Genomic DNA, 12,456 nt, shown 5'->3' with positions numbered 1-12,456 from the left:
TAAAGGCGGTGGTTTCAACCTTACGCTTGGAATAATGAAGCTCGGAAGTTCTTCGAAAACGGCTTGAAACACGCTTTTACACAAATTCGCGAAGCCACACACCCAGAGTTTCCTCTGACTGTTTACTACGCCTTCAAACAATCTGAAACCGAAGATGCGGACGAGAACGCCGTAGGAATATCAGTTGCCTCTACTGGCTGGGAAACGATGCTTACAGGCTTATTAGATGCAAACTTTCAGATAACCGGCACTTGGCCTATGCGTACAGAACGGAAGGGGCGTAGTAACGCTAATAGCGCTAACGCCCTCGCCTCCTCCATCGTCCTCGTCTGCCGCCCCCGCAGTGAGACCGCCCCCACCGCCACGAGGCGCGAGTTTCTCACCGCCCTGCGGCGCGAGCTGCCGGACGCGCTGCGCAACTTGCAGCAGGGCTCTATCGCACCGGTGGACTTGGCCCAAGCCGCCATCGGTCCCGGCATGGCGGTCTTCAGCCGCTACGCTCGGGTCTTGGAGTCCGACGGCAGACCCATGCCGGTGCGGGCCGCGCTCGCTATCATCAATGGGATGTTGGATGAAGTCTTGGCCGAGCAGGAGGGCGAGTTCGACGCGGACACGCGCTGGGCGCTCGCCTGGTTCGAGCAGTTCGGCATGAACGACGGGGCCTACGGCGACGCGGAGACGCTCTCCAAGGCCAAGAACACGGCGGTCGCGGGGATGGTCGAGGCGGGTATCATCTCGGCGCGGGCGGGCAAGGTGCGGCTGCTGGCGCGCAGCGAACTGCCGAGTGACTGGCAGCCGCGAGCGGGCGAGGAGGTGCCCGTCTGGGAGGCGACGCAGCACCTGGTCAAGCGGCTCGAGGAGGGCGGCGAGGAGAAGGCGGCGGCGCTCCTGGCGGCACTCGGCAGCACCGCCGAGGTGGCGCGCGACCTGGCGTACCGGCTCTACAGCCTCTGTGAGCGCAAAAAGTGGGCGCAGGAGGCCCTGGCGTATAACGCGCTGGTGAGCGTGTGGCCGGAGCTGACGAAACTGGCGGCCAACCTGCCGCAACCATCCACGGTGACGCAACCCAGTGCCTTCGGGGGGAACTGATGGCGGTGACGAACGCAGAGCGGATCGGTAAGGGTCTGGAGCTGCTCAAACAGGGTCTCACGCCCTTCGTCGAACGGGAGATGCGCTCGGTTCACGGGGAGGCGTGGGCCTCGGTGGCGCTGCGCACCCTGCGCGAGACGCACGACTTTGTGGATGGCAAGAGCGAGCTCGACGTTCACGCCCTGCTGCTCATCATGTGGGGGCAGTGGAACGAGGTCTTCCGGCGGACGCTCTCGCACGCCGAACGCACCTACGTGAGCGAGCTGCGGGAGGTGCGCAACCGGTGGGCACACCAGAAGGCTTTTAGCAGCGACGACACCGACCGCGGTTTGGACACGATGGTGCGCCTTCTGAACGCGGTGAGCGCGGCCCCGGAGGCCGCGGAGGTCGAGCGCAGCAAGCAGGAGCTGCGCCGCCAGGTCTACGAGGAGCAGGCGCGGCGCGAGACGCGCAAGGTCGCCGCCATCGAGGGGACGCCCAACGCCGCCCTCAAACCCTGGCGCGAGCTGATCACCCCGCACAAGGACGTGGCCAAGGGCACCTACCGGCAGGCCGAGTTCGCCGCCGACCTCTGGCAGGTCTTTGTCGGGGAGGGGGCGAGCAGCGAGTACATGGACGCGGGCGAGTTCTTCCGCCGCACCTACCTCACCGCCGGGCTTAAAGGGCTCCTCAGCAACGCCATCCGGCGACTCTGCGGCAGGGGCGGCGACCCGGTGGTGGAGCTGCAGACGAACTTCGGCGGCGGCAAGACGCACTCGATGCTGGCTCTATACCACCTCTTCTCCGGCAAAAACTTAAACGAGCTGCCGGGGCTCGAGCCGGTCCTGCAGGAGGTCGGCACCACGCGGCCCTCGGGGGTCAAGCGGGTGGTCTTGGTCGGCAACAAGATCTCGCCGGGGCAGCCCCTGCACAAGGCCGACGGTACGGTGGTGCGGACGCTCTGGGGCGAGATCGCCTATCAGCTCGGGCGGCGCGAGGGCTTCGAGATGGTGCGCGAGGCCGACGAGACCTCGACAAACCCCGGCGACGCGCTGCGCAAGCTTTTCGTCCGCTACGGGCCGTGCCTCATCCTCATCGACGAGTGGGTGGCGTATGCGCGGCAGCTCCACACCGAGAGCGACCTGCCCGGCGGCAGCTCCGAGACGCACTTCACCTTCGCGCAAACCCTAACCGAGGCCGCGAAGGCGGCACCACAGACGCTCTTGGTGGTCAGCATCCCCGCGAGCGAGTCGAACACGGGCGCCTCTGGCGGGACGCACATCGAGGTGGGCGGCGAGCGCGGGCGGCTGGCTTTGGAGCGGCTCAAAAACGCTATCGGGCGGCTCGAGTCGGCCTGGCGCCCGGCGAGCAGCGACGAGAGCTTCGAGATCGTCCGGCGGCGGCTCTTCCAGGAGATGAACCCCGAGACCTACGCGCAGCGCGACGCCGTGATCCGGGCGTTCATGAGCCTGTACCGCGACAACGCGGGCGAGTTCCCCTCGGCGACGCGCGAAGCGGAGTACGAGAGGCGGATGCGCGCGGCCTACCCCATCCACCCCGAGCTGTTCGAGCGGCTCTACACGGACTGGTCCTCCCTGGAGAAGTTCCAGCGCACGCGCGGGGTACTGCGGCTCATGGCGGCGGTGATTCACGAGCTGTGGGAGCGGCAGGACAAAAACCTGCTCATCCTCCCCGCCACCATCCCCATCGACGCGCCGCCCGTACAGTCGGAGCTGACGCGCTATCTGGAGGACAACTGGCTGCCGGTGCTCGAAAAAGACGTGGACGGCCCCGACTCGCTCCCCTTAAAGCTCGACCGCGAGTACCCCAACTTGGGCCGCTACTCGGCCTGTCGGCGGGTCGCTCGGACGCTCTACCTGGGCTCCGCACCGACGCTGCGCTCCGAGAACCGGGGCGTCACGGCGGAGACCGTCAAGCTGGGCTGCGCGCAACCCGGCGAGACCGTCTCGACCTTTGGCGACGCGCTGCGGCGGCTCACCGATGGGGCGACGCACCTCTACGTCAACGGCGAACGCTACTGGTACGCCACCCAGCCGAGCGTCTCGAGGCTCGCGCAAGACCGCGCCGGGGACCTCTCCGAGGACGCGGTGGAAGAGGAGATCCGCAGGCGCCTCCAAGCCGAAGCCGCGAACCGCGCCGACTTCGCCCGCGTACACGTGATGCCAGAGGGCAGCGGCGACGTACCGAACGAACCTAACGCGGCGCTCGTGATCCTTGGGCCTAAGGCTAGCCACACTGCCAGAGCGCGGGAGAGCGCCGCGCTCAAAGAGGCCGCGGCGATCCTCGAGACCCGTGGCGGCGGGGCCCGCACCTACAAGAACACCCTGGTCTTCTTGGCGCCCGACGCGGCGCGGCTCCAGGACCTCGAGGGGGCCGTGCGCACCTATCTCGCGTGGCGGTCTATCGAAGAGGATGCCAAACAGGAGCTTTTAAACCTCGACACCTTCCAGCGCAACCAGGCTAAGACCAAGGTGGCCGACGCCGACAAGACGGTTCAGTCGCGCGTTCCAGAGGCGTATGTGTGGCTGCTCGTCCCCACCCAGCCCGACCCGCGCGGTCCGGTGGTGTGGGAGGAGGCCAAGCTGACGGCGAAAGACGGGCTGGTCGCGCGCGCCGCCAAACGCCTCCGCGCCGACGACACCCTGATCACCGTTCTGGCCGGTACGCTCCTCAAGCGCGAACTCGACGGGGTCCCGCTCTGGCGCGGCGACCACGTCGGCGTGGGGCAGCTTTCTGACGACTTCGCCAGCTACCTCTACCTGCCCCGCCTCAAAGACACGCAGGTGCTCCTCAATGCGATTAGAGACGGCCTGAGGCTGCTGACCTGGTCGGTGGAGTCGTTCGCCTACGCGGACGGCTGGGACGCTGAAAAGGGCCGCTACCTCGGGCTGCGCACCGGGGACGTGCCCCTAGACGCCACCAAGGGCTTGCTCGTCAAAGCGGAGGCGGCGATCAAGCAGTTCGAGGCGGAGCGCGCCGTCAACGAGGCGGCGGCTCCCCCTGTCCCCCCCGCGCCGCCAGACGGCCAGAGCGCCCACCCAACCCCTGAGGCGACGGATACGGTGACGGTTGGCGAGACGCGAGGCGCGCAGCTCAAGCGGTTCTACGGCGCTGCCAAGCTCGGGTCCACCCGCTTTTTGCGGGACGCCGGGAGCATCGCAGACGCGGTGTTGCAGCACCTCAGCGGTCTAGAGGGGGCGGAGGTAGAGGTCACGCTCGAGATCCACGCCCGCTTCGACAAAGAGGTGCCGGAGCACGTGGTGCGCACCGTGACCGAGAACTGCCGGACGCTTAAGTTTACCAGCGCGGGGTTTGAAGAGGGGTAGGCGACGTCCGAGGTGCGCGTTCGAGGGGAGCATCCACAACCGGACTCGGCAACGCGAGGGCACACTGACAAGGCGCGTCAGGCCTCATGCGGGGGTTGACGGGCAGCGCGAGGTCGGTCTAAGCGCGCTCTCCCCTTGGGCGCGTTTGGAGGCGCATGGGTCTCGCAGGGGCGTAGGGCGCGTAAGCCAGCGCCTTGCAGCGGCGCGGGGCGCGTGAGAGCATAGCGTTATGGAGACACGCACCTCAGCGGCCCTTTTCGCGCGCGCGCAGCGGCTCATCCCGGGCGGCGTCAACTCACCCGTGCGCGCCTTCGGCTCGGTCGGCGGCACGCCCCGCTTTATCGCCCGCGCCAGAGGCGCGCGGCTCTGGGACGCCGACGGCAACGAATACCTCGACGCGGTCGGCTCGTGGGGGCCGATGATCCTGGGTCACGCCCACCCGCGCGTGCTGGCGGCGGTCGAGGCGGCCTTGCAGGGGGGCACCTCGTTCGGCGCGCCCACTGAGCGCGAGGTCCGGCTGGCCGAACGGGTTCTCGAGCGTTACCCCGGCTGCGAGCGCGTGCGCTTCGTCAACTCCGGCACCGAGGCGACGATGAGCGCCCTGCGGGTCGCGCGGGGGGCGACGGGGCGCGACGTGATCGTCAAGTTCGCGGGCAACTACCACGGCCACGCCGACGCGCTGCTGGTCGCCGCAGGGTCGGGCGCGATGACCACGGGGGTCCCTTCGTCGGCGGGGGTGCCGAAGAGCACCGCCGAGACGACCTTGGTCGCGCGCTACAACGACCTCCCCTCGGTGCGGGCGCTTTTCGAGGCGCGGCCGCGCGACATCGCGGCGGTGATCCTCGAGCCCGTCGTCGGCAACATGGGCGTGGTGGTCCCGACACCCGAGTTTTTGGCGGGCCTGCGCGCGCTCACCCGCGAGTACGGCGCGCTGCTTATTGTCGACGAGGTGATGACCGGGTTTCGCCTCGCGCGCGGCGGGGCGGTCGAGCGCTTCGGCCTAGACGCCGACCTCGTGTGCTGGGGCAAGGTCATCGGCGGCGGGTTGCCCGTGGGCGCGTACGGCGGCCCCGCGCACCTCATGGACCACGTCTCGCCGCTCGGCAAGGTCTACCAGGCGGGGACGCTCTCCGGCAACCCGCTGGCGATGGCGGCGGGGATTGCCACCTTGGAGGTCATCGACGAGACGCCCGACCTCTACGAGGTGCTGGAGGCCAGGACCGCGCAGCTGGAGCAGGGGCTCAGGCGCGCCGCGCAAGACGCTGGCGTCCCCGTCACGCTCAACCGCGTGGGTTCGATGCTCACCGTCTTCTTTACGGACGAGCCGGTGGTGGACTTTGAGAGCGCCAGCCGCACCGACACGGCCGCCTTCGGGAGGTGGTTCCACCACCTCCTCGCGCGCGGCGTCTACTGGCCGGCGAGCGCTTTCGAGGCAGCCTTCTTGTCCTACGCGCACACCGAAGCCGACATCCAGGCGATGGTGGCGGCGGCGCGCGAGGCCTTTTTCGCCCTTGCCGAGCATCAGAACGCCCCTACCCCGGACAGCGACCCCGAAGCCGAACTCGGGGTCGGCGTCTAGACGTGCCGCTGCCACCCCTCGGGGACACGATCGCCGCCATCGCCACCGCCCCGGGCGTCGGCGCGGTCGGCATCGTCCGGCTCTCGGGGCCGGAGAGCTACGCGGTCGCGGAGAGGCTCTTCGCCCCGCGCAGCGGCGCCCCCGTCGCGGCGCTGCCCCCGGGGCGGGTCGTCTACGGGCGCATCGTCGACGCAGCGACGGATGAGACCGTCGATGAGGCGCTGCTCCTAACCTTCCGCGCCCCCCACTCGTACACGGGCGAGGACGTGCTCGAGCTGCAGACCCACGGCGGCCCGGCCGTGCTCCGGCGGGTCTTAGACCTCTGCACGGCGCACGGCGCGCGCCTCGCGGGCCCCGGCGAGTTTACGCTGCGCGCCTTTCTCTCCGGCCGCCTCGACCTGGTGCAGGCCGAAGCGGTCTTGGACCTGGTCAACGCCCAGAGCGACAGCGCCCGCCGCAACGCCGCGCTGGGGCTCTCCAAAGCGCTCACCGAGCAGCTAGGCCTCATCCAAGACGACATCACGCGCGTCTACGGCGACATCCAGGCGGTCTTCGACTACCCCGACGAGGGGGTACCGGAGGCCGCCTTTCAGGCGCCCTTGGAGCGCGCTCTGGGGCGGGTCCGCGGCCTTTTGAGCACGGCCAGGGCGGGCCGGGTGGCGCAGCGGGGGGCGCGGCTCGCGCTCATCGGCCGGCCCAACGCGGGCAAGTCAAGCCTACTTAACGCGCTTCTGGGGTATCGGCGCTCGATCGTCTCGAGCACGCCGGGCACCACGCGCGACTACCTCGAGGCGCCCGTCGACATCCTGGGCGTCCCCGTGACGGCGGTGGACACCGCCGGCATCCGCGATACGGGCGACGCGGTCGAGGCCTCCGGGGTCGAAGCGGCCAAGGAGATCGCCGAGCACGCTGACCTCGGCCTCCTGCTGCTCGACTCGAGCACCCCGCTCGCGCCCGACGACCGCGCGCTCGTGGGCGAGCTCTCCCCCGCGCGGCTGCTCGTGGTGGCGAGCAAGAGCGACCTGCCGCCCGCCTGGGACCCCTGCGCGGCGCAGCGCGAGCTGGGGGTCGGGCCCGTGCTGCGCGTGTCGGCGGCGACCGGCGAGGGGCTAGGGGCGCTCAAAGAGGCCATCCGCGAGCGCCTCGTCGGTGACGCGGGGGGGAGCGCCCTGTGGCTCACCAACGAGCGCCACATCGCCGCTCTGGAGGCGGTGCGGGAGCATTTGGAGCGCGCCAAGGCGGCCCCCGACGACCTCGCCGCCTTGGACCTCGAGGACGCCCTGAAAACGCTGGGCGAACTCACGGGGCGCGGGGAGGTCGCCGAGGAGACGCTGGCGCACATCTTTGCGAACTTCTGCGTGGGGAAGTGAGCTGAAGACCTGCTCGAGACGTGCTCCTCAAGCGGGGTTTTGAGTGCTTTACGAGGATCCTTGATCCACCATCTTTCGCACTAGCCAGCGGGTCACCCCTACGACCGGCAGGGCGAGGGTGATGGCTACGAGCGCCAGCAGCGCCGCCTCGAGCCAGCCGGAGCCGCCGTTGAACACCTCCAAGAGAAAGATCATGGCGCCTATGAACAGCAAGTAGTACGGGTCGCTTGGCCGGTTCCAGAGCTTTTGGCTCATCTCGGCCCCTTGAACCCAGCAGACCTTTGTGGGCGCACAGGTGGAGCCTTAGGTCGAACCGGCTGCCACGCGCTCGGCGGCGGCCATCTGCACCGCCCGCGGGAACTCGGCGGCGATACTCTCCAACACGCGCTGCGCGGTGAAGTGGATCATCTTTAAAAGGGCCCGCCCGCCCCACTTCTCGGGTTCGGGGAGGTCGAGGTGGATGGTGATGTCGAAGTCATAGGTGACCCGGCTGCCGCTCGGCAAGGGGCTCACCGCAGCGCGACCGGCGACCTCGGCCCAACCGAGGCGCGGCTCGCTAAAGGGGAGCGGCGAGAGGGTAGCGCCGCGCGGTTCGGGTTTGGCGACGCTCTCAAAAGAGAGCTCGCGCTGGCCGAAGAGCGCAGCGTTGATCGGGATGCTCGCGCGCACGTGCTGCAGCTCGCCGACCTGCGTCACCTGCATGTCGTGCAAAAACGAGGCTTTACAGAGGCTCGTCCGAACGTCCTGGACGAACGCCACGGCGTCCGGCAACCTCAGCGCGAGGTCGAAGGTGAAGTGGACGGCGTGGGCGATCTTCATAGGTGGCCTTTCACGAACCCTGCACGAGCGCCGCGTACGCTCCGTGGGATCCTCTTAGCGTTCTCCCACCCATTCTACGCGCAACGAGCCCTCTTGCGCAGCTGCCTCGACTTCGGCGTCGGAAACGCTTTTGAGCCGGGGCAGTTCGGCAAAGCGCCGAGCGCTTTTGGCAAAACCGACGCGTACGACGACGGGACCCGCCTCCCCCTCGCTAGCGGCGCGGCCGAAACGCCACAGCAGGCTCGAGGCAAGCGCGCTCAGCGTCTCTTCGGAGAGTTCGTGCGCTGCGAGCGCCTCGCGCAGAAGGCGCGACAGGGTCTCCTCAGCCATCGCCACCCCTCGTTGCCCAACCCCTTGCCGTAGACCCTTTACGCATAGACCTCCATCACCTCGAGCCCCACGAAACTCAGGTAGCGGCTCTCCGGCAGCCCCAAAAGCTCCGGATGGCAGGCCGCCGCCCCGCGCCGCGCGAGCACGCGCAGAAGCCGCCCCGCGTCCCGCGCCGCCCCCTCGAGCATCTCCCCAAACGCCACGTCGTCGACGAAGTGGCTGCAGCTCGCCGTAAAGAGGCGCCCGCCCTCATTGAGGAGCTTGAGCGCCTGCACGTTGAGCTCGCGGTAGCCGGCGAGCGCCCGCTCTTTGTGCGCGCGCGCCTTGGCGAAAGCGGGTGGGTCGAGCACCACCGTGTCGAAGCGTTCGCCCGCGCGCACGGCCGCGCGCAGCAGCTCGAAGGCGTCGCCGCGCCGGGTCGAGACGCGCCGCGCCACCTCGGGGCCATTCTCGGCGGCGCCGCGCTCGAGTTCGGCGAGCGCCGCCGCGCTCGAGTCGACCGCTACGACCTCGTCGGCGCGCCGCGCGAGCTGCAGAGCGAAGCCGCCGTGGTAGCAGAAGACGTCGAGCGCCCGGCCCCGCGCGTGCTCGCCCGCGTAGACGTGGTTTTCGCGCTGGTCCAAAAACGCCCCCGTCTTCTGCCCGGTGTAGGGCGCGGCGAAGAGCGTCACCTCCCCCTCGCGAAAGGGGACCCTTTCAGGCACGCTGCCAAAGAGCACCCGCGTCTCCTGCGGCAGGCCCTCAAGCGCGCGCACGGGGCTTGTGTTGCGCGCCAGGATGCCGCGCGGCCGGTAGAGCGCCCTTAGGGTCTCGACGACGAGGGGCACCCACGGCTCGAGGGCGGCCGCGTGCTGCTGCAGCACCAACACCTCGCCGTAGCGGTCGACCGTCAAGCCGGGTAGCCCGTCGGCGTCGCTATGCACCACCCGAAAGCCCTCGAACCCCGCCGTTACGCGTTCGCGGTAGCGCGCGGCGGCGCGCAACCGCGCCTCGATGAGGTCGTCGCCGAGACGCCTTTCGCCGCGGGTCACGAGCCGCAGGGCGAGCTTCGTTTTGGGGTTGAACCACCCCTCGCCGAGCCGCTCGCCCCCTGGGCCGATCACCTCCACGGCGGCGGGCGCCGCGGGTGTGTCGGGGCGCCGCCGCAAATCGTCCAGAAACACCCACCGGTGCCCCCCGGCGAGGCGCCGCAACCCCTTGGGGCTGACCCCCACGCTCCCACTGACCGCTCGCTCGAGCGCTTTCATCACCCCTCACCCTAGCACGCTGCCGCAGGGCACGCCCTTACGCAGCGGACGGGGGCGCGCCGCTCCCCCTAAGCGCACGCCCCTCTCACGCCGCAGGTGATAGCGTAAGCACCATGCGCGACGTTGACGCCTCCTATAGCCAACCCGCTCGTCACCCGCTCCCCGCGGCCACCGACGCCGCCCCCGAGCGCACCCCCAAGGACTACGGCGCCCTGGTACTCAAGGGCTTTGCCATGGGCAGCTGCGACATCGTGCCGGGGGTTTCGGGGGGCACCATGGCGCTCATCCTGGGCATTTACGAAGAGCTCATCGGCAGCATCCGCGGCCTCGCCCGCCCCCCCTTCTGGCGCGCGCTCGTGCGCGGGCGGCTGCTCGAGGCCTTTCGGGTCGGCAACCTGAGCTTTTTGCTCGCCGTCGGCGGGGGGATCGTGCTCGCCGTCCTGACGCTCGCGCGGGTGCTCGAGCACTTTCTCGCACAGCAGCCCGTCTTGGTGTGGAGCTTTTTCTTCGGGCTCATCGCCGCTTCCGTACTTACCGTCGGCGCGCGCGTCGCCCGCTGGACGCCGGCCACCCTAGCGGCATTTGCTTTTGGCGCCCTCTTCGCCTTCGTGCTCGTCGGCCTCAGACCCACTCAGACGCCCGAGACCGCCTGGTTTCTCTTTTTAAGCGGGGCGATCGCGGTGTGCGCCCTCATCCTGCCCGGCATCTCCGGCGCCTTTATCCTCGTGCTGCTGGGTAAATACCAGTACATCTTGGCGGCCCTAAACCGCGGCGACGTCGCGACCCTCCTCACGCTGATGTCGGGGATGGTCGTCGGCATCCTGCTCTTTACGCAGGTCTTGGGGTGGATGTTCCGGCGCTTTCACGACCTCACCGTGGCGCTGCTCTGCGGCTTTATGTTGGGCGCGCTGCGGAGCGTGTGGCCGTGGAAAGCGGCGTCCGAAGCGGGGGCTCTGGGGGTCAACGTCTGGCCCACGGTGAACGCGGAGCTTTTCGTGGCGCTCGGCCTCATGGCGCTCGGCTTCGCCCTCGTCTACACCTTCGACCACCCCCGCCGCGCCGCGCCGCGCCCTTAAATTTTTCATCTTGCGGCCACCTCGCTTTCACCAAAGGCACCCAAACCTCGGCTACGACGCGTTCATCTCGTTGAGCCCAGCTCACATACTTCATAGCGCAAAGGCGGCAGACTCATCTCAAAGGGGTAGCCTAAGGGGTGGGCTGCGCCCTGTAACCTTCACGTTTTAGGAGCAACATGAAAACACGACAGGTAGCTTTAACCCTTAGCCTGAGCGCCGTCTTGGGCGCCGGTGCGCTCGGCCTCTGGGCAAACGCGCAAGAGGACGCGGCGCAAGAGGGTACCCAGGTCAGCCAGCAGGCGCTCGAGGTCGCCCCAAACGGCGCTCTTATCGAAGACGAACGCAACACCATCGAGGTGGTGCAGAACTACGGTCCCAGCGTCGTCGCGGTCAACGTCGCGGTGCGCGGTCAACCCTTTGACCCCTTTTCCGACCTCCCCTTCGACCCGCGCCAGCTGCCACCCGAGTTCCGCCGCTTTTTCGAGCAGTTCCGCTTCCCCGACCAAGAACCGCGCGTCCGTGAGGGGAGCGGTAGCGGCTTCGTCGTGACCGAAGCGGGCCGCATCGTTACCAACTATCACGTGATCGAGGGTGCGGTCGACCTCGCGAGCACCTCCGACGAGCAGGGCATCGGGCTCGTCGAAGGGGGCAGCATCACGGTGTCGTTCCAAGACGACCCCGAAGCCGAGCTGCCCGTGCGCGTCGTCGGCATCAACACCGACTACGACCTCGCCCTTTTAGAGCTCGAAAACCCAGACGACCTCCCCGAGGGTGTGCAACCCATCCCCATCGCCGACTCCGACGCGGTGCAGGTCGGCCAAAAGGTGATCGCCATCGGCAACCCGCTCGGGTTTTCGTTTACCGTCACGACGGGGATCGTTTCAGCCATCGAGCGCGAAGTCACCGGCTTTGGCGGCATCGACATCCCCTACATCCAAACCGACGCCGCGATTAACCGCGGCAATTCGGGGGGGCCTCTGCTCAACTCGAGCGGCGAGCTGATCGGCGTCAACAACGCCATCATCACCCCCTCCGGAGCCTTTGCCGGCATCGGCCTGGCGGTGCCGAGCAACCTGCTCAGCGAAAGCTTGGCGGCGCTCGAGGAGGGGGGCCTCGGCGGCTTTATCGGGCAGCTAGAAAACCCCAACCGCCCCGTGATCGGCATTACCTCGCAGGTGAGCGTCAGCGAGTACCCCGAGGAGCTGCGCGGTTCGATCAACCTGCCCGACGACGGCGCGGTCATCACCTCGGTAGCGCCGGGCTCCCCAGCAGCCGAAGCGGGGTTGCAAGCGGCGCAGTTCGCCGTCACCGCCGCCGGCCGGACGTGGCCGGTCGGGGGCGACATCATCACCGCCGTCGACGGCCAAGCGATCAGCACCATCCGCGACCTTCAAAACATCGTCTTCGAGCGTCAACCCGGCGACACGGTCGAGCTGACCCTCTGGCGCGACGGCCAGGAGCGCCAAGTCGAAGTCACCTTGGTCGCGGCGCGTGAGCTGACCCCTTCGGGACAGGAGGAGTAGCGTCCAGGGCGCTACGTCTTAAGCAAGAGGCGCCTAGGCGCCTCTTTTGCGTTTTTTTGCCGGGTTCAGGTCAGCGCAAAGGCTAGGTTCTGTTGAC

The 12,456-nt window shown here is 68.5% G+C and carries 9 protein-coding genes and 1 pseudogene; 6 read left to right on the top strand and 4 right to left on the bottom strand.

Going from position 1 to position 12,456, the window contains the following annotated elements; translation table 11 throughout:
* Positions 1-33: 33 nt before the first annotated feature.
* The 4 genes and pseudogenes from TRAD_RS05925 to mnmE form a co-directional block, all read left to right on the top strand.
* Positions 34-1,089: pseudogene (locus TRAD_RS05925) on the top strand (hypothetical protein); the annotation flags it as partial.
* Positions 1,089-4,415 carry a Swt1 family HEPN domain-containing protein gene (locus tag TRAD_RS05920; RefSeq protein WP_013177687.1) on the top strand — a complete coding sequence of 1,109 codons (3,327 nt, stop codon included), beginning with the start codon at positions 1,089-1,091 and terminating at the stop codon, positions 4,413-4,415. The pseudogene TRAD_RS05925 and the gene TRAD_RS05920, both read left to right, overlap by 1 nt.
* A 229-nt stretch (positions 4,416-4,644) precedes the next feature.
* Positions 4,645-5,994: a glutamate-1-semialdehyde 2,1-aminomutase gene (gene hemL / locus TRAD_RS05915; RefSeq protein ID WP_013177686.1), complete on the top strand. Its 1,350-nt coding sequence runs from the start codon at positions 4,645-4,647 to the stop codon at positions 5,992-5,994.
* Between the two features lie 2 nt (positions 5,995-5,996).
* Complete coding sequence (gene mnmE, locus TRAD_RS05910; protein WP_013177685.1) at positions 5,997-7,364, top strand: tRNA uridine-5-carboxymethylaminomethyl(34) synthesis GTPase MnmE; 1,368 nt, start codon at positions 5,997-5,999, stop codon at positions 7,362-7,364.
* Between the two features lie 48 nt (positions 7,365-7,412).
* On the opposite strand, the gene TRAD_RS05905 is transcribed toward mnmE, so the two are convergent.
* From TRAD_RS05905 to TRAD_RS05890, 4 genes are read right to left on the bottom strand one after another with little or no spacing between them, the layout of a single operon-like run.
* Positions 7,413-7,619 (bottom strand): hypothetical protein, encoded by a 207-nt coding sequence (locus TRAD_RS05905; protein WP_013177684.1) that lies wholly within the window; start codon positions 7,617-7,619, stop codon positions 7,413-7,415.
* Positions 7,620-7,667: 48 nt separating this feature from the next.
* A complete protein-coding gene (locus tag TRAD_RS05900; RefSeq protein ID WP_013177683.1) occupies positions 7,668-8,183 on the bottom strand; it encodes a DUF3809 domain-containing protein in 516 nt (171 codons plus the stop codon).
* A 54-nt stretch (positions 8,184-8,237) separates the two neighbouring features.
* Entirely contained in the window at positions 8,238-8,513 is a 276-nt protein-coding gene (locus TRAD_RS05895; protein ID WP_013177682.1) for a DUF3248 domain-containing protein, read from the bottom strand.
* A 38-nt stretch (positions 8,514-8,551) separates the two neighbouring features.
* Positions 8,552-9,760 (bottom strand): class I SAM-dependent rRNA methyltransferase, encoded by a 1,209-nt coding sequence (locus TRAD_RS05890; RefSeq protein ID WP_013177681.1) that lies wholly within the window; start codon positions 9,758-9,760, stop codon positions 8,552-8,554.
* A gap of 113 nt (positions 9,761-9,873) precedes the next feature.
* On the opposite strand from TRAD_RS05890, the gene TRAD_RS05885 reads away from it, so the two are divergent.
* Together TRAD_RS05885 and TRAD_RS05880 are read left to right on the top strand one after the other, a co-directional pair.
* Entirely contained in the window at positions 9,874-10,836 is a 963-nt protein-coding gene (locus tag TRAD_RS05885) for a DUF368 domain-containing protein (protein WP_013177680.1), read from the top strand.
* A gap of 176 nt (positions 10,837-11,012) precedes the next feature.
* Positions 11,013-12,359 carry a S1C family serine protease gene (locus TRAD_RS05880; RefSeq protein ID WP_013177679.1) on the top strand — a complete coding sequence of 449 codons (1,347 nt, stop codon included), beginning with the start codon at positions 11,013-11,015 and terminating at the stop codon, positions 12,357-12,359.
* Positions 12,360-12,456 lie beyond the last annotated feature (97 nt).

This window comes from Truepera radiovictrix DSM 17093, from assembly GCF_000092425.1.
In the GTDB taxonomy this organism is placed as follows: domain Bacteria; phylum Deinococcota; class Deinococci; order Deinococcales; family Trueperaceae; genus Truepera; species Truepera radiovictrix.
Note: the sequence above shows the minus strand (reverse complement) of the source record. Positions and strands in the feature narration are given on the sequence as shown.

What these genes read in the sequence shown, in the direction of transcription:
- TRAD_RS05920 (WP_013177687.1), top strand. Translation starts at nt 1,089, where the DNA reads ATGGCGGTGACGAACGCAGAGCGGATCGGTAAGGGTCTGGAGCTGCTC.
- hemL (WP_013177686.1), top strand. Translation starts at nt 4,645, where the DNA reads ATGGAGACACGCACCTCAGCGGCCCTTTTCGCGCGCGCGCAGCGGCTC.
- TRAD_RS05905 (WP_013177684.1), bottom strand. Translation starts at nt 7,619, where the DNA reads ATGAGCCAAAAGCTCTGGAACCGGCCAAGCGACCCGTACTACTTGCTG.
- TRAD_RS05900 (WP_013177683.1), bottom strand. Translation starts at nt 8,183, where the DNA reads ATGAAGATCGCCCACGCCGTCCACTTCACCTTCGACCTCGCGCTGAGG.
- TRAD_RS05895 (WP_013177682.1), bottom strand. Translation starts at nt 8,513, where the DNA reads ATGGCTGAGGAGACCCTGTCGCGCCTTCTGCGCGAGGCGCTCGCAGCG.
- TRAD_RS05890 (WP_013177681.1), bottom strand. Translation starts at nt 9,760, where the DNA reads ATGAAAGCGCTCGAGCGAGCGGTCAGTGGGAGCGTGGGGGTCAGCCCC.
- TRAD_RS05885 (WP_013177680.1), top strand. Translation starts at nt 9,874, where the DNA reads ATGCGCGACGTTGACGCCTCCTATAGCCAACCCGCTCGTCACCCGCTC.
- TRAD_RS05880 (WP_013177679.1), top strand. Translation starts at nt 11,013, where the DNA reads ATGAAAACACGACAGGTAGCTTTAACCCTTAGCCTGAGCGCCGTCTTG.